At 33.4% G+C, this 24718-nt stretch carries 26 protein-coding genes; 1 reads left to right on the top strand and 25 read right to left on the bottom strand.

Annotated elements, in window-relative coordinates:
• Positions 1-25: 25 nt before the first annotated feature.
• The 16 genes from H8S00_RS14105 to H8S00_RS11190 all read right to left on the bottom strand — a co-directional run bounded on the left by H8S00_RS14105 (position 26) and on the right by H8S00_RS11190 (position 14045).
• The gene (locus H8S00_RS14105) at positions 26-1330 is read right to left on the bottom strand and encodes an ATP-binding protein (RefSeq protein ID WP_366459863.1); all 1305 of its coding nucleotides are present in this window, start codon (positions 1328-1330) and stop codon (positions 26-28) included.
• A 317-nt stretch (positions 1331-1647) separates the two neighbouring features.
• Positions 1648-1827 (bottom strand): hypothetical protein, encoded by a 180-nt coding sequence (locus tag H8S00_RS11260; protein ID WP_186840579.1) that lies wholly within the window; start codon positions 1825-1827, stop codon positions 1648-1650.
• A gap of 81 nt (positions 1828-1908) precedes the next feature.
• A complete protein-coding gene (locus tag H8S00_RS11255) occupies positions 1909-2406 on the bottom strand; it encodes a GNAT family N-acetyltransferase (RefSeq protein ID WP_186840578.1) in 498 nt (165 codons plus the stop codon).
• Between the two features lie 22 nt (positions 2407-2428).
• Positions 2429-2860, bottom strand: a complete 432-nt coding sequence (locus H8S00_RS11250; protein ID WP_243169586.1) for a cytidine deaminase family protein — start codon at positions 2858-2860, stop codon at positions 2429-2431.
• A 300-nt stretch (positions 2861-3160) separates the two neighbouring features.
• The gene (locus H8S00_RS11245; protein WP_186840577.1) at positions 3161-4222 is read right to left on the bottom strand and encodes a HEPN domain-containing protein; all 1062 of its coding nucleotides are present in this window, start codon (positions 4220-4222) and stop codon (positions 3161-3163) included.
• Positions 4215-5459: a DUF262 domain-containing protein gene (locus H8S00_RS11240; RefSeq protein ID WP_118565289.1), complete on the bottom strand. Its 1245-nt coding sequence runs from the start codon at positions 5457-5459 to the stop codon at positions 4215-4217. Before H8S00_RS11240 ends, H8S00_RS11245 begins: the two co-directional genes overlap by 8 nt.
• A 22-nt stretch (positions 5460-5481) precedes the next feature.
• Positions 5482-6774, bottom strand: coding sequence for a DNA cytosine methyltransferase (locus tag H8S00_RS11235; RefSeq protein WP_186840576.1), 1293 nt, complete (start codon positions 6772-6774; stop codon positions 5482-5484).
• Positions 6775-6783: 9 nt separating this feature from the next.
• Positions 6784-7665, bottom strand: a complete 882-nt coding sequence (locus tag H8S00_RS11230) for a hypothetical protein (RefSeq protein WP_186840575.1) — start codon at positions 7663-7665, stop codon at positions 6784-6786.
• Between the two features lie 10 nt (positions 7666-7675).
• Positions 7676-8140: an ASCH domain-containing protein gene (locus H8S00_RS11225; protein WP_186840574.1), complete on the bottom strand. Its 465-nt coding sequence runs from the start codon at positions 8138-8140 to the stop codon at positions 7676-7678.
• Positions 8141-8318: 178 nt separating this feature from the next.
• Complete coding sequence (locus H8S00_RS11220; protein ID WP_186840573.1) at positions 8319-8927, bottom strand: NlpC/P60 family protein; 609 nt, start codon at positions 8925-8927, stop codon at positions 8319-8321.
• A 138-nt stretch (positions 8928-9065) separates the two neighbouring features.
• The gene (locus H8S00_RS11215) at positions 9066-9956 is read right to left on the bottom strand and encodes a plasmid recombination protein (RefSeq protein WP_186840572.1); all 891 of its coding nucleotides are present in this window, start codon (positions 9954-9956) and stop codon (positions 9066-9068) included.
• Entirely contained in the window at positions 9887-10321 is a 435-nt protein-coding gene (locus H8S00_RS11210) for a hypothetical protein (RefSeq protein ID WP_186840571.1), read from the bottom strand. The genes H8S00_RS11215 and H8S00_RS11210 overlap by 70 nt, the downstream gene beginning before the upstream one ends.
• A 347-nt stretch (positions 10322-10668) precedes the next feature.
• Positions 10669-10914 (bottom strand): complexin-2, encoded by a 246-nt coding sequence (locus H8S00_RS11205; RefSeq protein ID WP_243169585.1) that lies wholly within the window; start codon positions 10912-10914, stop codon positions 10669-10671.
• A 368-nt stretch (positions 10915-11282) separates the two neighbouring features.
• A complete protein-coding gene (locus H8S00_RS11200; RefSeq protein ID WP_366459861.1) occupies positions 11283-12620 on the bottom strand; it encodes a virulence-associated E family protein in 1338 nt (445 codons plus the stop codon).
• Between the two features lie 168 nt (positions 12621-12788).
• Positions 12789-13841: a site-specific integrase gene (locus H8S00_RS11195; protein WP_186840569.1), complete on the bottom strand. Its 1053-nt coding sequence runs from the start codon at positions 13839-13841 to the stop codon at positions 12789-12791.
• Between the two features lie 3 nt (positions 13842-13844).
• Positions 13845-14045, bottom strand: a complete 201-nt coding sequence (locus H8S00_RS11190) for a DNA-binding protein (RefSeq protein WP_117900690.1) — start codon at positions 14043-14045, stop codon at positions 13845-13847.
• Between the two features lie 165 nt (positions 14046-14210).
• On the opposite strand from H8S00_RS11190, the gene H8S00_RS11185 reads away from it, so the two are divergent.
• Positions 14211-14702, top strand: a complete 492-nt coding sequence (locus tag H8S00_RS11185; RefSeq protein WP_022088599.1) for a helix-turn-helix domain-containing protein — start codon at positions 14211-14213, stop codon at positions 14700-14702.
• Between the two features lie 581 nt (positions 14703-15283).
• Here the strand turns inward: H8S00_RS11185 and H8S00_RS11180 are convergent.
• The 9 genes from H8S00_RS11180 to H8S00_RS11140 all read right to left on the bottom strand — a co-directional run bounded on the left by H8S00_RS11180 (position 15284) and on the right by H8S00_RS11140 (position 24703).
• A complete protein-coding gene (locus H8S00_RS11180; RefSeq protein ID WP_186840568.1) occupies positions 15284-15868 on the bottom strand; it encodes a peptidoglycan recognition protein family protein in 585 nt (194 codons plus the stop codon).
• 3 nt (positions 15869-15871) lie between these two features.
• Complete coding sequence (locus H8S00_RS11175; protein WP_186840567.1) at positions 15872-16342, bottom strand: phage holin family protein; 471 nt, start codon at positions 16340-16342, stop codon at positions 15872-15874.
• 96 nt (positions 16343-16438) lie between these two features.
• Complete coding sequence (locus H8S00_RS11170; RefSeq protein WP_186840566.1) at positions 16439-16612, bottom strand: hypothetical protein; 174 nt, start codon at positions 16610-16612, stop codon at positions 16439-16441.
• A complete protein-coding gene (locus H8S00_RS11165; protein WP_186840565.1) occupies positions 16609-17448 on the bottom strand; it encodes a hypothetical protein in 840 nt (279 codons plus the stop codon). The genes H8S00_RS11170 and H8S00_RS11165 overlap by 4 nt, the downstream gene beginning before the upstream one ends.
• On the bottom strand, positions 17441-19108 hold the full coding sequence (locus H8S00_RS11160; protein WP_186840564.1) for a hypothetical protein: 1668 nt from the start codon (positions 19106-19108) through the stop codon (positions 17441-17443). The genes H8S00_RS11165 and H8S00_RS11160 overlap by 8 nt, the downstream gene beginning before the upstream one ends.
• A gap of 8 nt (positions 19109-19116) precedes the next feature.
• Positions 19117-20955, bottom strand: coding sequence for a hypothetical protein (locus tag H8S00_RS11155; RefSeq protein WP_186840563.1), 1839 nt, complete (start codon positions 20953-20955; stop codon positions 19117-19119).
• 12 nt (positions 20956-20967) lie between these two features.
• The gene (locus tag H8S00_RS11150) at positions 20968-21372 is read right to left on the bottom strand and encodes a DUF6711 family protein (RefSeq protein ID WP_186840562.1); all 405 of its coding nucleotides are present in this window, start codon (positions 21370-21372) and stop codon (positions 20968-20970) included.
• A 14-nt stretch (positions 21373-21386) separates the two neighbouring features.
• On the bottom strand, positions 21387-24389 hold the full coding sequence (locus tag H8S00_RS11145; protein WP_186840561.1) for a hypothetical protein: 3003 nt from the start codon (positions 24387-24389) through the stop codon (positions 21387-21389).
• Positions 24390-24406: 17 nt separating this feature from the next.
• Positions 24407-24703 (bottom strand): Gp15 family bacteriophage protein, encoded by a 297-nt coding sequence (locus tag H8S00_RS11140; RefSeq protein ID WP_436233079.1) that lies wholly within the window; start codon positions 24701-24703, stop codon positions 24407-24409.
• Positions 24704-24718: the final 15 nt, after the last annotated feature.

Raw genomic sequence — 24718 nt, 5'->3', positions numbered from 1 at the left:
AGATAGTGAACAGGATGCCCAATTCTTACGAATAATACTTCTGATTCTTACTCGTTGCCTTATCTGGTATAGTCATTTTCAACTGACCATCTGTCAACATTGCATCCAAATAATGTCTTTTCAAATATAACCTGTTTGCAAAACCGAAATATTCAATAATTTCTTTTGTAGTTCTTGGTTCTTTACAATATTTTATAATTGCGCTTTTTATATCTTGTTCAACATCTTGTTCATTTTGAACAGGATGTTGAACATCATTTCTTAACAACTCCAAATACCTATCACAAGCCTTGCACAAAACCATAATGCCTGCTTCATTAATCTCATATTCTGGTAATGGTCCATCATACAACGCACAAGCTTCCTTAATTTTCTCAAAACCTCTTCCCCAAGCTTCAATCATACCGCTTTTGAAAAAGACATTTGCCAGTTTCGGATTGTATGGTTTAGAAGAATGTTTCATAAACAATTTGTCTGTCGAATCCAAATTTGGTGGCATCTCTCCATCATTCCAAATATATATCTTATCCTTATATACGCTAATTTGAATTGGATTACAACTACTATAATCTTTATGCACAATGGCATTAAGCAAAATTTCACGAAATGCATCTTTGTGAAACATAAACTGCTCAACTCTTTGAATACCTTCATAGTCAATTAGAGCCTTCATATATTTTGTATAAACCAAATCAACTGTCTTATCTACCTGTTCTATTAACGGACCATGTACCTCATCTTGGTACACCAAATCTGAATCAGATTTTCCGAAATAGCCTATCTTGATATATGAGCCTGTTACCCACTTTTCAGGATCTTTATAAAATGCCAGCATAGCTGCTTTTATCAAATATCCATCTTCATCAATCAAATGAAGATTTTCCATCAAAATATCATCTTCTACGCTTACTTCTTCCTTTGTAAGTCTTCCTCTTTTTACTGCCTTCTCTTTAAATAACTGTATTGCATCTTGTTTTAAATCAGTTACTGACAATTTAGGCAATGGAACACCATCCCATGTTCTTCCTTGCGTTTTTAACAACGTTCTTTCCAATTCCTTTCCAGTAATTTCACGCATGGTACTTCCAGAACGATAATAGTATTTTCCACGAAAACTAATTAAAGACGGATATTTTTCTACAATTATCTCTATATATTCCAATTCACCTTCATGTAAAAGATTTACATCAGCAATGATACCCATTATATCCGTTATTTTATTAGGTATTCTTTCTAATAAATCTCTCGCATTATTAATGCCAATAACATTACCATTGTCATCCATACCTATGTATATTGTTCCACCTTGAGCATTGGCGTATCCGCAAATCCATTTTAAATATTCATCTTACCACGACTCTTTCCACTCTATAGATTGGCTTTCTCTTTCTTACATATTTTCACCAACTTTCTGTTTTTTATTAATTAATAATACTTTTGTTTATTACTCAGATAATATCAATATATTTTTAAACACATATTACCTCGCACGAAAAATATTTCTCCATACTATTGCATCGAATATAATCCGTAATATATCCTCCCAATTCTCTAACTGCAAATACATTCTTTTCGCTAGAACAAAAAATAACATATATTTTTCTGTTTTTAATATTAATTTCTTTTTTAAGTTCATCATATATTGCTCTAAAATAGTCCGTAGCAAATTGCAAAAACACACTCACCATTTGATTGCACAATTACTTTTTCGTATTTATACGGAAACACTCTTGTAGACGCATTCATAATATCCAAAACATAATTCTCATATATGTCCTTCTTAAACAAATCAATAAAATTATTAGAATATTCAAACTTATAATTCAAATGCATAGCTCTCCCTAATATCCTCTTACTTTATAATCCAACATAAACTTTTTTTATTTTGTAACTTATATTAGGTTCATTCTATCCTATTTTCTTATATTTTTCCAATCTATAATGTTGCTCACTATCTAACTCTTTTATTCCATCCTTGTAATCATATCCAAATTTACGATAAAATTCTGTTGCCGTAATAGAAGATGGAATTTCAATTCGATCTGCTCGTAAATATAGTTCGTCTTGTCCCAATGTTTGCATAATAATTCTGCCTATCCCGTTTCCGTGAAGTTCTGGCAACACAAAGATAGTCAACAATATACTTTCTGTTTCACTTCCCCAAAAACTTGATATTGAACCCACACCAACGATCCTGTCGTCTAGTTCAAATACATACATATGAGCATAACTAACAATTTGTAAAATCTTATCAATTCCATAGTTAACTGCAAGTTCCTGCATTGCTTTAATTCCATAATCCTTGCTATTTACTTCAAGAAAATTACGTACAATTAACTCCTGTACTTCCTCTGCATCTGCTTTTTGAAATTTTCGTACCCTTACTTTATTTTTTATATCATTCATTTTCTTTCCTCTAAGATCTAATTTAACAAATTACGGGTTCCCAAGCAAAAGGCAATAAATCTCTTGCTTTAACTTTTATGAGTTGTCCTTTTTCATCATTAACAATAACTTTTATATCTGGACAATACTCATATAGCATTTGTCTGCAATTTCCACAAGGTGGAATAACACAATTTAAATGTTTATCGTGAACTGCCACAATTGTTTCAAACTCTCTTTCTCCTGCAGAAATAGCACTTCCAATTGTTATGTACTCTGCACAAGAACCATGTATCCCGTCGCAATTTACACCTTTATACATATTTCCATTTTTACATAGAACTGCACATCCTACTGTATGATTATAAATTCCATCATCAAAATTCTTTTTCAACACATCAAGACCTATTTCTATCAATCTTTTATCATGATCTGTCAATTGGTATCTTTCCATTTTATCCTCCAATTTTTGCAAACGGTGTGCAAAAAAGGCATCCCCGAAAATTTCGGGAATGCCTATAAATACTAGGTTTCTAGCTTATTATTCAATAATTGTAGCAACCTTACCTGAACCTACTGTTCTACCACCTTCACGAAATTGTCTCACCATTACTTAATGTTTTTTATTTAGTTTTCATTGCATTTCCTACTTGTTTTGGTTGCCTGTGCTGTCATTATTTCTATTTGCAGAGAAAAATGACGACAGTTTGACGACTGCACAAATTCAACAGTGGATTAAAATAATATTTTCACCTTACTTATTCAAAGTTATGTATTATGTATAGTAATATTTCCAATTTTTTTTAATATATCCATCAACCAAAATTCCAACATCTATATTATCTTCTTCAACTTTCTGTATATCTTTTTCATTATGCTGAATATTCAATATTTTAAATCTATTGTAATCCTTCCCCGTATACGCAAAAATATACTCCCCTACTTTTAATCTTGATTTTTTACTATTAATACATAATATATTATTATTGTACACATCGATAATCATATCGATTTCATTTAATAAGCCGCACGTTTGTAGAATTATGATTAATTCTTCCTCGAATATGTCGCAAATAACTTGTCCCATCATTTCCATAAATGGTATTATTTGTTCGACCAACACACTATTTGATAGCCTGGTATCTACGCACCAGCCATGTGCAACTTTATTTCGTTGTTCAACTAATTGTGTTAATTCTTCAAACAGTCTATTAACATCTCCACCTTTTTTCTTGTTAATGTACTCTTTTGCTTTTTCATCTGAGAATTCATTTTTATTTTTTATATACTCGACAAACTTCTTTTTTCCCAAGATTTTTGCTTTAGAGTTTTTTATTCCCAAATCATTAAACAACTCTATTAGTTGATCTATTCCTAAATTGCCACTATGCGTTAACAAAAGTTCTTTATTAAGTGAAAATTTTTCTTCTTCAAAACACGAATATAAATTTTTAATTACCTCTAGTTCAGTAATTTCAAAATTTTTAAACCTATTTGAATTCACCAAAAACTCTCCACTTTTCTTTATATGTTTTTGCTTAATTTCATTTGCTAAATTGACATACCTGTCTGCTTTTTCCACCCAAAAATCTAATAATGAATCAGCAATTTTATCAATATAGTTTTCAAAGCACCCATACAAACTTATGATTACAGCATTATAAACCACTGGGGTGCTCATCACTTTTGTAAATCTTTGTTTTATAATATTCACATCTAAATTTTCCCTATCAAAATTGTCTATTAATGAATGTTGTTCTTCCATACATGTAATATAATTTCGTATATCTTTTAAATTGTTTAAATACTCATCCTTACTTATGTTAATTCTATTCATCCATATTTCCTTCTAATATATTCTGAACAATTTTTTCGAAAAAGTCGGCTCTATTTAATATATCGGTTTTTGATTGTTTTTTCCCGTTAAACATTTCTTCGTTTTGTTTATATGCTTTTTCCATATATTGTGTAATTAGTTTATTGTTATTTGGTACACTATTTATATCATATTTTGTTAATGCCAACATAAGTGAATCATAAATCATCTTCTGTGGTTTTGACCATTTAAATTGATTTCTAATTTCTTTGTATTGACAAAAAGCTTTATCTCCAAACATTTTATTTGCTATTTCAATCGTATTTATAAATAATTCTTTTAGCACATCTCCTCTATCTGAATTTTCTTCTAAAATAGTGTTTCCAAAAATCATGCACTTGTCTAAAAAATCAGATAATTGCCCTGAATATTCATTAACATGTCTCATCGCAAAAAACCTTAATACTAATTCAACATCATACATTCTCATATATAAGTTATTTAAAGCGAGTTCATCCGCCACATCCAATGAATCTACTGTATCTAATTGATATAGTTCTTTAGTATTATTATCTTCATCAACACTTACCGGTATTCCCCACAATTTTCGAAATGTTGTATTTGTCGAAAGTTCCTTGCACAATTTATTAAATTCACCATTATATAGTGCATTTCTTATCTCTTGATCTTCTAATTTAACTCCACCGGTATTTAGTCTTTCAAATACCATCCTTTTCATTCTTTGCTCTTGTTCTTGAGATTTAGCTGATTCTTTTAGTAATGACACTACTGATATTTGTCGTCTGTCAATACCTTCTTTTATTTTTTTAGGTAATTCACTATATTTTTTTGTGTTTAATTCTGGCCATTCCGTTAAACCTTCTAATGCATATTCATTATCATAAAAATCCATAATTGCCGAAATACGCTGAAGACCATCCATCACCTCATATTTACCATACTCTACTTCATATATGAATATAGGTGGCACTGGAATATTCATTATAAATGATTCGATAAGACGAGAGCGCTTTTTATTATCCCAAGTAATTCGTCTTTGATATATCGGTTTTCTGTCATATTTACCGTTTGTAAAAACATCTTTTACTAGCGGTAATTTAATAGCTCCTTGTTCTGTAACAATTCTTGCCTCTCCAATTTCATATTTTTCATTAATTTCTTCCTCAGACAACATAACCTTTTTATTTTCTTTCCCTTCAAAATTTTCTTTTTCAAAATCTAATAACTCAATATTCATATTTTCTCCTTGTAAACTCAATTTATGCCATCATTCGTTTGTCTTCTCCAACATTACGAACAACTACATATTCTTTTTCTTTCTTCTCCAACTGCTCCTTAGCAAATTCTGCTATTGGTTCTGCGACTGCCAATGCTAACCTTACCGGTACAGCATTTCCTATCTGCTTATAAACTAAATCAAGTTTTGAATTTGCATTTCTGTTGCTTGTACCCCTACTAAACTCATACCAATCTGGAAATGTTTGAATTCTTGCAATTTCCTTAACTGACAATCTTCTATTATTCTCTTCTCCATCACTAAATATATATTTGTCTTTACCTACCTTTACCATAGGTTCTCCACCCGGATGTATAGGTGCCTGTCGTCCTGATGCCTGAATAGTAAAACTTGGCTGACTCCATAATTTTTTTCGATTACGCGACATAAAAATAGTTGAGTATGAGCCAACAAAATATTCTCCCGGATTTTCCTCTAAATCACCAATTGCATCCTGTAAAGTCACAACTTCTTCTAATCCATTAACCCCATATCCATGAGTTGGCTTTGGATGAACATATTCAAAATCTATGTCATTTCTCACTCCAACCAAAATTACTCGTTCTCTAATTTGTGGTACTCCATATTCTGCTGAATTAAGAAGTTTATGATAAATTTTATACCCTGCTGCTGCAAAGTCCTGAACAATCTGTTTAAATACTTCTCCTTTTCCTAGAGTCATCATTCCTTTAACATTTTCGGCAACAAATATTTTAGGTTTACTTTGCATCAAACAGCGAATAAAATGAAGGTATAAGAAATTTCTTTTATCATCCACTAATCGTGGACCCGCTTCTGAAAATCCAGGGCAAGGAAATCCGCCCAGAACAATGTCCGCTTTTGGAAATTCTTTAATTTTTCTTATATCACTTTTATCCATATAAATATATTTTCCAGCATTTTGAGCATAGGTTTGTCTCGCTTCGTCAAAGATATCATTTACATATATTGTATTAAAGACATTGTTATCAATATTTTCATCAAAAACTCTTTTGTCTCTAAACGCTTCTTCCATTACAGTTTTACCCATCACTGCTTGTAATCCTGCTAGTTCAAATCCTAAATCTAATCCTCCACATCCTGAAAATAATGATACTAAATTCCACTTTTTAGAATCATAGCTAAGTTTGTCAAATTCAATTTCTTCACTGCAATTTTCAAATACTTCTCTCTCTTCTTCTATTTTCTTATTAAGTAATTCTCTAACTTCATTTACATTATACTCTGGTGCAGGCTTAAATTTACCTCTACCACGCTCTTCTAAAATAACAGCCATTTCTTCTCCTCAACTTATTCTATCTGTTCCTGCATTGTCTTCATCAATATCATCTGTATTTTCTATATTCAATGTTTTCATATAGTGTATTAATCTATTCGCAATCTCGTTTCCTTTAACAGTTAAAGGATGATCAAAACTTAACTCAGGAATTAATTTATTATGTTTAGCACTCCAATTTACTTGTACAGAAAGTGGTCTATTACCATCCCATTTTTTTGCAAATGATCTATAATTAAGTGCTTTGCAAGCAAAATAAATATCAGGATGCATTTTAACATAATCCTTTATAGGAATCATCTTATCAATTACATCCTGTGCCGAATTAATATTCTCATCCATTAATATGTAATTTGCAACACCGCTATCTTTAATTACTTTCCCATTAACCATAGCATTTCTTTTGTCTTCTGCTAAATTACTCCCTGCATAAACATCAATTACTTGTTCTTCTGTTAACTTCATTTTTCCAGACAAATCGCCACTACTTTTATTCAACAGTTCAAATTTCCAGCCTAGTGTTATTGCACCTTTTTCCGTTCTTTTAAATTTGTTTTTATATATTAACATTCTCTCTTCAAATTTATCCATAATTGATGTCGTTGAATCTTCAATAATTTTTGCCCAATTTTTTCCAAATAATTGTTCTGCTCTTTCAGCACTCATTTTATTTTCAATAAAATCGGCATTTTCTTTTTTATACGATATTTTTATTTCCTTTTTATCAGATGCTGATTTTGCTAAAACATAAATATCTGTTTTAGGTTCTCCTTTATGACAGGTTGGTTTTCCCGAAATTTCTACCACAAATTTTTCGTCCTCAAACTTAAATTCTGTTCCTTCTACCATAAAAGATAAAATCTTTCTTTCTGCATCGCCAAAATCTCCCATAATGTACCTCCTAGTATTCTTGTCTACATATATCTTCTTTACTAATTTTATCAAATGAATTAACTTTTAATTTACCTATTTCTGAAGCATTTGTCTCTATAAATTCAAACAATTTTGGATAATTTTCTAAATAATAATACATTTGTGGACATACAAATTTTGAATCAAACTTTCGTAAAGTTTCTAAATTAATTTCTTTGGTCATTTGAAAAGACAATATTGGCATCGCATATGTGTGTTTTTCTAAATATTCGTCTATTCTTTCAGAAACTTCACCATCATCTTTATACTTTTCTTTCCATGTATTAATATCAATTTTTCGTCCTAAACGGATCTTTCCAACAATTTGCTTCATTGGACTACTCACATACATATAAGCCATTATTTCCTCATCTGGAAAGGTTCTTCTATATTCAAATATCTTGCTTCCATCCTTAATTAAGTTGTACCATTTAGGTTTAAAGCTTAATAGCATTGTTCGCATAACAAAAAATTATTCTCCTTGTAAAATACATACTTTAATTATATTATATAGCATTTTCGAACGCAAGTTCTATTTTTCTTTCTACAAAACACTCACCACATATATCCAGTAGTAATTTGAACTTATTCTTATATAATTTTGCTTCTTTTCAACTCATATTCCAATTCCACTACCTCTTTCGATATATTTTATATCCTTTGCCAAATAACTCTTCAACGTTTTCATGTCGCACAGAAACTTTACCTGTACTTCTAGTGGCATCAATAATAACAGCTACTTTTTGATTTTCACTTGTAAACTCTTTAAAGAACATAACATGACTTCCAATTTTAGCAAATACATCTCCTTGTTGTATCTCTTCTATTCTTTCTACAACATTAGCATAATCAGGTATTACTCTTGTTGAAATTTTTTGTGGTAAATTCCAACATATAGTCAGCAGACCTGAACAATCTACTCCAACACAATCGTAACTTATTCTTCTGGATTTATCCTCTGGTACATTACCTGCGTATTTTCCTGAAGCAAGTCCATTTTCAAACTCCTCTAACGTAGAACCTAATCCCCATCCATATGGAATTCCTATATTCTTTTGGCTTACTTTCCACCAACCACAATCTAGTTTTTCTCCACGCCACGTAGTATCTGGAGTATCGACTTCTATTCCTTTATTATCAATTCCATGTTTAAGATTTTTATCTGTTGCATACCATTCATAATTTGCATATTCCAATGCTTTATTTATAACTTCTTTTCCCCATTCGCTTGTTTTATTCATATTTATTACCTCAATAATTTTATTCTGTATAATCTAAATGTATCTACATTTTATCATAACACCCTCTCCAAATAAACATAATTCTTTTGCCAAGCAACTACCTTTAGTAGTCCCATTTGTACTAGAACTATCATATTTTTAACGAGTAAATCTTTTATTCTCTCTTTCCTCCTTCCCCATCTCTACAATCCTTTCATAATCTTCATTCCTGATAAATCTCCTAAAATATTCCAGCATAAACTCTGACTCTTCCAACTCACATATCCTTTCAGCTTTCTCATCAATCTCCTGATCCATACACTTTACTCTCCATCTAAGAGTTTCGTTTACTTCTGCCAGCCTTTCTCTGTCTTCATTTGCCTGCTCCAATTTCTTCTTCAATTCCATTGACTCTGCAAAGCAGCTTTTTGCCATTTTAACTATTCTTTTAAATATTCTGTTTAAACCTGCAATGAATGGCATTACAATCTTTTCTCTGTAAGATTTTGCACTCATTAGTCCTTTGGGTTCTTCCGGACCTTTTGCTACTTTATTTTCAAATTCCTTTATGTCCTTTATTCCCCATTGTGCCACGGCATCAGCTTCTTTCATTTCTTCATATGTTTTCTCCAGCTTCTTATCTGCGATTTTCTTTTCAACAGTCTTTTTAAGAATTTCATTATTCAGATTTTCAACCTCTTTTACTACTTTTTCATACTTCTCATTTTCCCTTTTTACCTTATATTCCTTAACTGCCAAATCATTATTGCGACCTTTTTCCTTTCCTTTCAGAAATTCTCCAATCCATATGAATGACCTGCCCTCTGCATATTCTCTTATTCTGCCCTGCAGTACTTTTTCAAGAAATTCCTTTGTGCATACTTTTCTCTTTGATACCTGCTTTGATATTCCCTTTTTAAATCCGTCAGCTACGGGAACTGCCACCACGTGCATGTGTGGGCTTGTCTCATCATAATGTATCACTGCATTTGCCACAACAAGGTTTGGTGCTTCCTCCTGTAATATGTTAAGCATTTCCTTAAATGCCACATCCATCCTTCTTCGCTTGTCAGGATTCTTATCCCGAACTCCTTGTCTCCTATCTGAAAAATAAGTTCCACTGCCATGTCCTTGTTTGACTTTGCAGTCTTTTCAAAATAATCATCAATCTTTCTGTCATCCCTTGTCTGCTTTTTGTTATATTCCCTGACTGCATCGTCAAACTGTTCCTTATATACTTTTTTTACATCCTGCACTAATTTATCCGTACCCCATAAAATTACAATGTTCTCCTTATCGTATTCCAAGGAGCGGTACTTTCGTAAATTGTGCTTTGCAACACCTGTGAGTTTTGCCTTGCTGTTAATGGCACTGTTCTTCCGGCTCAGGTGTGCTGAATATGATAATCCTGCCATAATCTCACTCCTTTTTTCTTTTATTGTTTTAATACGTGCGGTGACACCTGCACGTTGTTATTCTTTAGTTGTCTGCCCGAGTCTATTGAAAACGGGTAGTTCTTATCAATTTGGCTCTGCCATAATTGATAACCTCCTAGCAGTTCTGTCATAGACACAACTGCAGGGGCTCTGCCGAGGGCTTTAAATGCTGCCTTTACGGCATCAGTTCTGCTCACTGTTATAAAATATTTATGTGTGAGCAGACGTAACATCTAATCCGTTTTCCCTTTCCGTCGTTTTTATAACCGGCTTAATGTTACCATTACCTGCGGGTGTCACCCACAGGTCTTAATCATCAAAGGCAACTACCAACGGAAATCCTCCGGTATTCCTTTCCGATTAAGATAAGCTATTCTGTTACTCTCTCTTTCTTCATCCGTACCGGCCGTTAAGCTCTTCGTATATAAATCTCTAGTAATAAGCCTGTCCATCTTTTCAACCAGTCCTTCACTGATTTCCTCACGTAAATCTTCTCTGTCAAAAATAAAATACTGATACATCATTCTGAACAAATCTTCATCTATCATCATTTTCTTATTTTTCTTTTCCATTTTTCCTCCAATCTAACCCAAATTGTAAACACATAATAAAACAATTTATTTTTTTTAGTTTTCTCATCACTGTTTACAGTTTGCCGTTTACATTAAATTCACATTTCCCATAAATAAAGGATTTTCTCACTGTTTTCATGTAAACAGTCCGATTTTTCAGTCACTGTTACTGTTTACAAATCAACCGCCATTTACAAAATCACATGCTGTTTACATTCACTGTTTACAAATATTACAGCTGTTACTGTCACTTGCACTCCGGTAATATTCAACCTTGGGACTTCAGGTCCCGAGGTTCCAACTCCAAAAGAAAGTGACATGATGTCACTAACTTTTACTTTGCGACATCATGTCGTGAAGTTTCAATTCTACACATCAAAAGGCAGCTGAACATTTTCATCTACTTCCACAAATTCATCAATACGTTTTCTCTTCCATCCTCTCTGGGTTCCATACTTTTTAAATCGATGAGTGGATATTGATTCCCAATCATTTGAAAATTCATTTCTCATAATTGCTCCGATTTCTTTTGATTCATAAGGCTTAGGTTCTTCATTTTCATGGTGAAATGCCAATTCATAAATCATTGAGGAACATACATAATCCTCTTTCGTTGTTTCAAGGAAGTTTCCAATTATGCCAACCTTTGTGTCTTCCGGCATACAGTTCTTCTGCATTTCAATCAATTCTTCCGTAAGTTCCTTATTAAATACAAGTTTTGTATTAACACCCCTGTGATACATGTCCATAATTTCTGCCCAACACTGTTCCATATAACTTCTTGTTTCATCCTCATCTTCAAGTGGATGTTGCTCTGCCTTATCCTTATCAACAAATACAGGTATAAATCTTCTGTTACCTGACCTGTCAAAAGGTAAAAAGTCAGCATTGTTGGACGAACCAACGAATATGCACTGTCGTGGTCTATCTTCCGGATGTGTTTCATAGGGAACCTTATATGTTTCACTCTGACGGCTTAAAAATGACTTTATTTCCTCAACACTTCTTGCGTTGCAGGTTGCAAGCATTTCCGCCATTTCAATAATCCAGTGTCCCTGAATCTTTCTAAATACATTTTCATCATCAAGTTTTCTCAAATCATCTGAAAACCATTCGTTTTCCATTGTGAGAAATCTTAAAAAGCTGGATTTTCCTGCTCCCTGTCCGCCAACTAAACAGACCATATATTCAAACTTGCATCCGGGATTATATACTCTTTGTACTGCTCCCATCATCATTATTCTTGTAGCCTCGTAAATATAATCGCTTTCCTCTGTCCCAAGATATTTTGGAAGAAGATGTCTTACTCTCACAACTCCATCCCATTTAAGACCTTCAAGCTTTTCAATAATAGGATGGTAATGATTGTTGTTACTAACAATATCAATGGCTCTCTTAACATTCTTATCTCTGGTAATTCCATATCTCTTTTCCATACGGAGAAGAATGTTGTTAAAATCTGTATCCGTAAATGATTTAGAACGTCTGCGCCAGTCCATTTCCTTTACTATGTCTGTCTGACACGAGAGTTCATTTCTCTTAATTGCCCCTTTAAATTCAGGGTCATTTTCCAATACAATAATTGCATTACTAATGGTCTGTCTTGTTGTACCATCCTTTCTCTTTTCAAGGCTTTCGTAAACAGCCTTAATTTCGTTATTTAATTCTTTATTATTTTCCTCTGCATTAGAGGAACCATTATTCATGTAATAATTCATAGCAATTTCCTCCTAACATATAATTATTAATCTTAAAATTTTAATAACAAACCTCTTGTTGTCGGAAGAAACTCTTGCTATAATTCAATTGTCAGTTAAATGTAGCAAGGGAATCTTCCCGGTTACGACCAGCCCTTGGCTTTGTGCCTTGGGCTTTTAATTATGATTATTGTCAATTAAATCAGCGACACTTCTCGCTTTATTAGGATACAAGTGTCCATATGTATTAAGGGTAATTCTTATGTCCTTGTGACCTAACCTTTCTTTAATCAGCAATGGCTCCACACCTTTTTCAATAAGGTATGCTACATGACTGTGTCGCAAGTCATGGACCCTTATTCTCTTAACACCTGCTTTTTCTATTTGTCTGCGCATTTTATTTTGTACTGCCCGACATCCTACCGGAAATAGCCTTACATTATCAGGTAATCCATATTGTCTGTCGCACCATTCCTTTATTTCCTCTTTTAGAAAAACCGGAATTTCAACAACTCTTACAGACTGCTTTGTTTTAGGTGTTGTTATCATATCCTGACCATTTGCCCTAAAATAAGTTTTTGAAATATTGATTCTGTTATTATAAAAATCAATATCCGACTTTGATAAAGCAAGCAACTCACCTTCTCTTATTCCTGTCCAAAATAAGATTTCAAACATGATGTAATATCTGTCTGATTTGTCAACGGTACTTATAAACTTCTTATATTCGTCAACAGTCCAAAAGGTTAAGCTTCGCTTATCATCTTTTCCCATTCTTTTGACCTTTTTACATGGATTATTAGTCAGGTCGTAGATTTTTGTTGCATGCGTAAATAAAGCCGTCAACTGGTTTTGAATCATTCTCATATATGATTCCGATAGATTCTTTTTATAGATTTCATTCTGCCATGCTATAATCTGTGCAGGTTTTATGTCTGACATTTTCATATCTCCAAAATATGGTATAAGATAACTGTCAATCATATATCTCTTATTTTGCTTTGTTCTTGATTTAAGTTCATTTTCCTTATCCTGAAAATACTGCTCCACAAATACTTTCATACTCATTTGAAGATTTCCCTGCTTCTTTAGATTTCTGTCACATTCATATTGTTTTGCTTCTCTTTGTGTCTTAAATCCACGTTTTTTCTTCTGTTTATTCACACCATAAACATTAGGTTCATACCATTGTGCAACCCATTTTCCTGTTTCTTTGTCTTTAAATGCCATCGCTTAGTTCTCCTTTTCTGATTCTTTTAATCCAAATAATTTCTGCTCCAAATAGGCTTTCGGAATTTTTCCTGCAACTACAAGATATCCGCCTTTAGCAAGTTCTTTATTTAAATCTCTTATAACTCTATATGCATGACTGTTAGAACAATGTAGTAACATTCCAACATCATTTACATCTAATAAATACTTTTCATATATCATACACTCATCTCCTTTCTGTATACGTTTTTCGTACGGTTGTGTCCACATTATAATGTACGAACTTCGTACTGTCAAGTGTTTTTCGTAATTGTTTTTATTTGCAGTGTACTTTTTTCGTACACTGTGTTATACTATATAAAAATTTAGAAAGGTTGGTACCTGCAAATGGGTGATGGAAAAAACCTAAAAAAAATCCTTGATGAACAGGAAAAAAGTGTAAGATGGCTGGCAAAAGAAACCACAATCAGCCCTACAACACTTTATTCTATTATTCAAAAAGACACTGCTATCAGATTTGACTTTGCACTTAGAATAGCTAATGTCCTTAATGTTGAAGTTTCTGACATATGTTCCGATTCAGCCCTCAAAGCTGAAAACTGGTCCGATGAAAGCAAGATTATATTACCTGAGCTTCCACATGGATTTGATAAAGTTCTGGACGGAAACAGAATCAAAACTTATTTAAAGAATTCTCTTTATCCATTAATGGAATTGTTTGGAAAACAAAGTATGCCTAAATTAGATGAACATTTAACTAATTATTATCAGCTAACCGATGAAGGCAGACGTGATGTAGATAGTTTTATTGAAGCTCAACTTCAAATCAAAAAAGATCCAAAAAGAGCTGCAGATGTAAAGAAAATTACAAGATGGTAAGTATGAACTCCGAGTAAATTCGGAGTTCTTTTTTGTTTGCAACAAGTCCTCATTCTTACTTTTAGGTGAATTTTGACGACACTTTTGACGACACTTTTCTGAAATTCATCCTGTAAGAACGAAAAAAAGGCATCCCCGAAAATTTCGGGAATGCCTATAAATACTAAGTTTCTAGCTTATTATTCAATAATTGTAGCAACCTAACTAGATATGATTGTTTTTAATGTTTTTATATTATTTTCAATGTTTCTAATTGATATATATTCACATTTTACACATATTTTTTGCATTTTTAACTTTTTCTAGTACCGTTTTAGTACCATTTGACCTAAAACAAGTTTATAAGTGAAAACCTATTTCAATTTATTTACAGGTTTTTGTGTTTACATTGTACACCCAACAATCATGTCTCATCACATGGTAGAACTTACCCTGAACCTTATCTATTACAAGTCTCTGACCTTTTTTGAATTTTCCAAGACTCTTAGTTCTTGCTAAGGCTTTTGGAGCTTTTCGCTTGTGGCAGTTTTTTGACAGTTTTTTACTAACTAAAAGGCACCAAGTTTCCTTGATGCCTTACATTATTTAATCTTCTTCTTAAACTCCAGCCAAGCCTTTGCATTTGCTATTCCTGAAAATCTTTGTGGACAATTCTTTCCAGTCACATCAAAATGCCTAATTATTGTCTTTGCCTTTCTGCAATACTTCTGAATGTATTCAATCACTGCTCTAGTTGCTGCTATCTGCTTTGCAGTTGGTTTATTGTCAACAATACCGGCTAACTCAATAGATACCTGATTATAGTTATTGCATTTTCCAAAATATGTACCACCACCTGTTTTGTAGCAGTTTTCATATTTATTTCCACCAACTGAGTAGCACGCATCACTTAATCTTCCACTCTGATAGATTATTCCATCTAAATCAATGATGAAATGTGCTCCTGCGTATACTTTTTTATTGTTATAGAAATAATTTGCATTTGCATAAGCTGTGTCTCTACCCTTGTTTCCTGTGTTGTGAATAGGAATGTATCTGACGTTTGCTCTTTTCAACTTTCTTTTTGCACAGAAAAATGTGTTGTCAGATGCAAAATACCTGTAAATTGTGTAGATTTTTTTGTCAGATGCTCTAAACCTTTTAGTCGTTATTTTTTTCTTTGCCATTTTCTATTTCTCCTTATCCTCATTCTCCATGTTCACACTTGCCTCTGTCTGTGACTTAATATTCTTAACCAGTGGCAATAAAAAAGCAGGTATATTAACACCTGCATCCTTGATATTCTCTAATATTGATATTAATTCATTGCATATTAGCCACACGGCAACTATACAAGCTATTAAAAACTGAAATGGAAATTTAAGCCCTATGGTATCTGTTGTGTACTTCAGCAACTGGTCAACCACAACACCTACAACTACAAGCATCCACATGGAAATTTTCTTAAAAATCCCCCGGAAAGACTTATATGAACTGATAGTTCCATCATCTCTGTATTTAGCTGCGATTAAACCTGTTGTGTAATCTACCACGTTGCAAGTTACAAGGAGCAGTACAGGAATGTACAATATTCCAAGCATTGATGACAACACACTGCTTATTGCTCCCACTATTTTCTTCAATAAATTTGCCTTATCCATATTCTTTTACCTCTTTTCTTTATTGTTTTGTTTGTCAAGACACTATTACTGTACTAAAGGTACATTTTTTATCCATCCCTAATCATTGAATCACCTCTATTCTTCCTCTTCTCCTACTGCCTTATCTGTTTCCTCATATACTCGGTCAAATTCTATAGGGTCGTATGCTTCGTCATACATAACGTTGTCTCGCTTAATCTTCATTCCTATATCGGAATACGTATGATTAAATTCTTTTCCGTTAATTGTTATTTTTTCTGTTATTATCATTCTAATACCTCACTTTCATCCCAAGTTCCTGCATAATCTTCTTCAAACAGCGGAAACACCTCACATATTTCGTTTTTATAATCTTCAATTGCTCTAAACCTATCTGCATAAGTTGACCAATTAGTTGCTATTTTATAGCTCTCTAATAAATCTCTAGGAACATAAATGTAACAATCACCTTCTGTTAATGCGTAATTGGGGAAATTTGCTAATGATGTACATGGAACAACTTTCGATATGTAATTTATTATTATAATCTTCATAACCAAATTTGATTTGACAGACAAAGAATTTGATGCAAAATAATTTTCTGCTTTAACACATACATATTCTAAAGAAGTCGAAGAAATACAAGTATTTCCATTGAAGGACACTTTAGGAATATATAACTTTTTCAATTTATTGCATCCTATAAAATCATTAGCATTCACTCTGGTAAGATTTCTAAATTCTATTTCTTCAAAACTTGAAGAATAACAAGTATTATTTCCATTAAAAGATTCCAATTTATTAGCTATTATTTTTTTTACGTTTGGCATACTACTTAAAGCATACATGCCTATCGATATTATATTTGGAAGCTCAATAGTTCCAACCATAGACCTGTTGCAGTAAAAGGCATACTCTTTTAATGATGTAATTTCATCGTTATAATAATTAGAAATACTATCAGATAGAAAAGAATTAAAAACTGTATTATTACCAATTCTATTTACCTTATCCACTAATGTATTTAAGTTATCATCATCAGATACATCAACACGTCTGTCAATTAATATATTTTTTAGCTTGTCCTTCAGCCTGACAAGGCTCTCTATTTCCCATATACTAGTCATTGGCTCCACCTCCTACATAGTCGTTTATTAATTTATTTATAAAAATAAACTCCGATTCTCCTACACGCTTTCCTAAAACATATACGTGCCTTTCCGTTGAATTGTTCCATCCTTTGTCAAACGTCACTTTCAAATTTTTAACATCTTCAACTGATTGAATGCTCATATCAGTAGACCAATTCTTTGACGTTGTTAATGTTGATGTTGTAGCCTTAACTCCTGCCGATACCTTTTCAGCTATTGTTTCAATATATTTGCCCGGAATCGGAGAGTTTTTCAGGGAAATATTGTACACGTAAGTAGCTCCGCCGGTCAAAGCGTTTGTTAAAGTCACTATTGGCTCTGTTCCGTCATTGGCATATACATCAATGTTAGCTGATTCAGTCGACCATAAGGTTACACAAATTTTTAATTCCTCAAACTGTCCGTTTAAATTCAAATCGTTAAAATCTAATATAACTGTGTCACTGCTTGATGCAACTAACGTCTTATCAAGAAGCAATTCCCAATCAAATGCCGATTCTGTCAACTTATCAAGAATGTCCTTATTGTTGTGAGAATGCCTTACTTCCGTATTGTCTGAAACATTCTCATTTGAATTAATCGTAGCTTCAATAGTTGATTTGAATGAACTTTCGTACATATTCAGCCACGTGTTTGCTATCGTGGGTCCAAAAGTCTCGTATTCTGCCAAAGTAGAAAGTAAAGCCTGCGTTGTAATGTCTGATGTAAGCTCCATTCCTGCTATCTTTCTTGTCTTTTTCAGATACTCACTTAACTCAATATCTGTTGTTCCGAAGTGCTCCCATGCATTGCCAACATACATATATTCATCATATACATTGTCTTTTGTTGCTGATTTTCGAGGCACCATGTAAATTGTGCTTGTTGATATATCCGTTGTTGGAAGAACATCCACTTTTTTAACGTCTAATAAAGTTAATGAACTTACTAACTCATCTACATATGACTTGTCAGCTTTTCCTTTAACAAGCGCATTGTTTATAATTTGAGTTCCAACAAATGTTCGCAACAGTTCTTCCGGATCCGCAGTCATTGAATTAACAAGCTGTGCGACTGTTATATCGTTCTCTAATGTTTCGTTTGCGATTTTTCGTGTTGGTGGAACATAATTCAATTCTCCTTCAATCCTATCCGCTATTTCCTCTCTGTCCTCATCCGTCAAGTTATAGTCTTTTCCATTGAACAATCCTGCATCTGCATCTTCTCTGACTGACTGTGCTTCCTTTTTTGCTGATTCAGCTATTTCTTTTGTATCATTCATTATCTTTTGCATGTCTGCTCTAAATCCCGGCTTATCATCTTCTGAAATGTATTCCTCTGGCTGTTTTCTCTCCTGCACTGGAATAACCAGAAACTTCTTAGTGGTCTGGCTGTTTTCATCAATGTACTGCAAATATGCCGTTATTGTTCCATTCATGGCAATTAAAAAATCAGGTATTTCTACCTGACTGTCTGTAATAATCTTATTTGATGTTTTGTCTGTATCATCATTTGAAAACTGAACCTCAACTCCATCAGGAATATCAAGGAACTCTATTCTTTGTCCCCGGTCATACTGAAATATCCGTGGAGCTGTAAGCCTGCACTCCTGGTCAAATCTGACCTGTATAACATTATCAATTCTTTCTATCTTCATAACTGCTCCTATTCCTCATAATTAGCTTCAATATCATCCGTCAGTGCCACAATCCCACTCAATGTACGTTTAAGCACCACAGTAGTAATTGTCTTTTCCATATCAACCAGATTTCCGTCTTCATCCGGTGAATATTCATCAACCTTGTAACTTATTACATCACCCGGTGTTATAAATGGTAATCCCATCATTTTTAACTTTGTTGGTGTAAACTTAAGCTTGTTTTGACCTAACATGGATGAATTAACTATACTTATACAGTCAGCGGGGGTATATTGGTCTTTTAGCAGAAAACTGTATTTGACCGACATTGACGGCTTATCTGCTGTACCCTGTAGTGAATTTCCATTACTATCAATAATGTCAAATGCTTTACATTCATATACATTATCTGAGTATTCCACACCATCCATGTCATAATTTCTACCTATGTTATAAGGGGTACTAACATCCGGTGGTGCAACATACTCAAAGTGTGCCGTGTGGGGATTGTAAAAGCCAAATACTCCGTTTAAATTGCATATGTAATCAAGCAACTGCATTAATGTCATATTTGAAGAAAATGGCTTAATCCACAGAGTTACATTATCCATTGGTAATGTTGTTTCCTGCTGCTTAAAGTCAAATACTTCACCAAGATATTCAAACAGCTTGTCCCTAATTTTTTTAACCGTAGTAGTAGCTTTCTTATTTTTTGTTAATTTCTTTAAAATTTCACTTCCCTTAATATTATACTGACTGTCAAAGTAACCTGTGTACAACTCATACGGATTCCATTTACTCTGTCCTTTATTTACCGGCTGTAAATACTCATACCATGCAGACATGTCTAAATAGGAAGAACCACCCTGCGGTATTGTGTAATCACAGTGAATGACATCTCCTTTTTTATAAAGTGTGCCTTGTACCCATTCGCCCTTATTATGAGAATCAACCAGTCCATAATCTCCTGATTTAAAAAAATCTGAAATTATTATGTTACTGTTTTCATCAAGATAATGTAAGTAATCATATGCCACTATATCCCTGAAACGTCTGTCGTTTTTCTTTTTACAGCTCTCTATCTTTCCGTCAAACAACACAATATCGTCTGTATCACTTGTATCAATGTAACCGTAAGACTGCTGCCAATGCTCTTCATCACGTCCGGAACTTACCAGTAAACGCACATCCAGTTTTTGAATAAGAATGTCTAAAGCACTTCCATCTGATGATTTATCCTGTATGGAAATGGTAATTGACGTACATTTGCTATTTATCATGATAATGCTGTTAAAATCATTTGTGATTGTTGTAACATCAGGAGACGTACCATCACTTTTTGCCTGAATTATGTTCATCTGAAGATTGCTCCAGTCTATTGAGCCTGTGTTTACCTTTAATACACCATACTCTGTAATGTCATTTAAGATTGCCGTTTTTAATTTGCCAACATTTGGAATATCCTGTGTACTAAATTCCAGTGACTGTATTTCATATGTCTGCTTAATGCATTCATAGTATTCTCCACTGACACTTTTAACCACATCACCCTCATTGTATTCTTTGCTTAAATCACCAAAAAAACCTCTGTAATGTGGGTCCTTTAAGCTGATAGTTACTTTTATCATCTTGTTAGTCAAATCTTCATCAATGTCTGCCACTGTAATTTCAAACTGGGAAGAATTACAGCCACCAACTATAGGCTTGTTTTCCTCACATATGCTCTGTACAAGCTTCATACTTTCCTCTAAGATGTTACTGTTGGTAATATCAGCATGGTCTCCATTTGGGAATGATATTGTGATGTACTTTGGCATATTTTCATTAAGATATATTTCTTTGGTCTTATCACTAACGTTTAGCAATTGTGCTCCTCCTTAATATTCAATAAACTCTAGTTTCATTTGGTCATAGAGCAGTGTATTTCCCAAATTGTTAGGCTGGTAATCAATATCAGGCATATAACAGATTGCATCTTTATATCTTAATTCTTCTGAGTTCCAATATGTCACCTGTATCTTTCGCTCTCTTGAATTAACAATACCCTGATTTAATAAATTTCGTATTTCCTCGTATTCATTAAGCCATAATTTTGGTGTCTCAAATTCAATTTTAGTTTTAAAATTTGGGGAAGTCTGTCTCACTAAGAGATTAGCTGCATTACGATTTGCTTTAAGTTCAGACCTCTGATTGTCATAAGAATGATAAGAACCCCACATTATGTATTCGTTCGGAAATACTTTGTCTTTTATTTTTAGCAAATATCCTTTATAACTTGCCATAACCTGCTCCTTCCTTAATTAAATGCCGGGGTTCCCGTTCTGTTCTTATATTTTTTAGCTTCAGTTTTAACTAAATTAAATACTCCGTCCGCATCACCCTTTAGAAATACATTTACAACAATGTTGTCATTTCCACCTGTTCCTTTGTTGCTTTCCTGTACGTCTCGCAGTGCCTGTTTAATAGTTTCAAGTGGCGCCTCTATATTTGTTCCGTTTTTCTGATCACCTACCATTGCAAGAAATGGAGCATTAGGTTTTAACACAGCACCTTTTGCTAATTTTGGTATCTGCGGAACAGCTAACGGATTCTGCTCCCACAAGTCATGGAACGGATGCCATTTCATTATCTTTACATCCCTAATCTTGTTAAGCATTCCGTTAATGTCATTAAATGGTTTTTTAATGATTCCATTCATTGCATCAATAATTTTATTTACTACCATTTTAAAGACTCCTGATATACCATCTTTTATTCCGGTAAAGATCTTTCCACCCCTAGAAAAAACATCCTTGACAGCCTGCCATGCCTTACTAAATGTGTCTTTAAACCAATTTGTTACGTGGGCAAATGAGCCTTTAATTCCTTTCCATACTCCATCAAAAAAAGTACCTGGATTTTCCCAAATCTTTTTTATTCCATTTAGAGCTGAAGAAAAAATGTTTGTAAAGAACCCTGCTACTCCAGAAAATACATTCTTAATCAAAGACCATGATGTTTTCAAAACAGTAACGGTTCCACTAGCTACATTTTTTATAAAACTTGCTATTTTCCCACAAATTGCCACAATTATGTCCCTTACAAATTCCATTGCAACCTTTATGACATTTTTGATTCCATCAAAAATACCGCTAAATATGCCTTTTATACCATCCCATGCTTTTTGCCAGTCTCCTGTAAAAACTCCAACAATAAAATCAATGATTCCATTAATTACATTTACTAAATTAGTTATAATTACACTAATCATACTTACAACCGTTTTTACAATTATCCACACAAATTCAATAGCTGGCCCTAACTTTGACATTATGGTTTGTATTATCCATCCAATAATTGGTGACAAGAAATTAAACAATTTTCCTAATGCATCAATAATTCTTCCAACAAATCCAATGATACTGCCAACAAACGGCTTAATGTATGAATTTAGTACATCTGATATTCCATCTGCAATTCTGTCAACCACTGGAGAAATGTATGCATTATATCCATCTAACACATAGGAAAATATTGTCGATAATCCCGAACCTATATTATCTAAAGTTGGCTTTACATACTTGTCATAATTACTCTGTATAATTTCAAAAACTCCTTGAATAAAATCCTTAATGCCACCAACGATTTTACTTATTGGAGTTAATGTATTGTCCAAAGCTTCTTTAATTGCATCTTTATTTTCAATTATTGGTTTAGTGATAGCTGATAGCACATCTCTACCAATTTTTTCGCATAAAGATAAAACCTCTAAATGAACTATCGTGAAAATCGAAATAATGTCAGCCACTATTTGCTGTGCATTATCGTTTTCAAATATAGTGTAAATATCTGCTAATGCATCAAAAAAATTCCCCCATATTGTTGCTCTTTCTGATGAAATATCTAATATCTCAACAAATTTGCCTTTTATATAATCTTTATTTTGGTCAAGGAACTTATTTATTCCACCAATAAGCATTGTTCCGATACTTACTCCAATGCTTGCAACAGAGCCGGTTATCCTGCCTAAATTATATACAACGTTATCAACCCAATTATTTGCAGCACTTACAACTTTAGGGTCTGTAAAAATATCTTTTAAATTATCTCCTATGTTTCTTAAATAATTTAAAATCTGTTCAAAGCCATCACTTTTTAAACCAAGGGTGAAACCTGCCAGGAACAATTTTGAAAGTTTTCTAAATTTGTTCAAAATCATAGATAGCAATTTATCCATTTTTCCTAAAGAACCGTTACCTGCATCTATCCCTTTAGTTGAATACTTCACTCCATTTATATCTCCGGAACCGCTTCCTGGAGTGCTGCTGTCACTGTCCTGTTGCATTACATTCAGATTATCGAAATTAGCTAACCCATTTGCTGCCTTTGCTGCTTTTTTAGTAGATTTGGCTAATCCGTCCATTCCACTTGTGGCACCGTCAGCATTATCTTTTATTCCCTTAAGGTCATCACTTGTTTCAGATACACTAGTATCCTCATTCTTATTTCCTGTAAGCATTTCCGTAAATGACTTAAATGCACCTGCCAATGTACTTAACTTTGCAAGAAGAGTATTTATAAGCTTTAATACCGGTGCAAAAATATTAATAAGACCTTGTCCAATATTGGCTTTCAAACTCTCGAACTGCAAATTTAATATTCTTGTCTGGTTTGCCCAACTGTCTGACGTTCTGGCAAAATCACCACTTGCATCCGTCAATTGCTTCTGCACAAAGGCATACCTTAATGCTACCTTTTCCTGCTCCGTCATTTTTGCTGTTGTTTTGCCAAATCCATTCTGTAAAGCAAACTGATCCAATGCAGTTTGTGTCATTACAACACCTAAGTCCTTGAGGGATTCAGTTTCACCAGTAAACACTGACTTAAGTTTCGTATATGCCTCATCCTGACTAATATTGTAAAAAGATGCAACATCACCTGATAATCCGGTAAGAGTTGTACTCATTTCAGCTGCTTCTTTTTCAGAAAATCCAAAAGCCTTTGACATTGAGCCAAATGTACCTGCATATCTCTTTGCCATTGTTTCTGATAAACCAAATTGTGCGGCTGCATTCTTTGCGAACTTATCAATTGTCTTATTCATTTTTGGGAAAGCAACATCAACTACGTTTTGTACTTCCGTTAAGTCTGAACCAAGCTCTATACAGTCTTTGCCAAAGTCCACGCCTTTTTTTATTGCAAAAGCTCCTGCTATGGTTGCGCCGACCTTTTTAGCCATATTGCCTATACTTTTAAGCTGTGAATTAAAGCCCTTTTCATTTAGGTTTAAATCAAGTGCTACTGCTCCAACCGTTTGCATCCTATCCCTCCTTCCTGCTAAACATTTAATCCAGCCATTCTAAGGAATGCCCTTTCCATTCCTTCAATAGCCTTTTTTGCACCTTTTTTACTCATTGTCCTTGTATGTCTTAATCTCCATTCATTTCTTATTCTCATTTGGTCTTTTGTGAAGTTTTTCAGAACATCTCTGTCTTCTTCTGATCTGATTGACACTATTCTTCCAAGAACCGTGTCCGGCCCTATCCCGACAAGTAAACTTCTAAATTCAGACCAACGCATTTTTTTAATGTCTGACACACGCAAACCATATTGTGCTGTAAAAGATGCAACTATTAAGTCAAAATCATC

This window comes from Eubacterium segne (assembly GCF_014287775.1).
GTDB lineage: Bacteria > Bacillota > Clostridia > Lachnospirales > Lachnospiraceae > Eubacterium_G > Eubacterium_G segne.
This window is presented reverse-complemented; position numbering and strand designations above follow the sequence as displayed.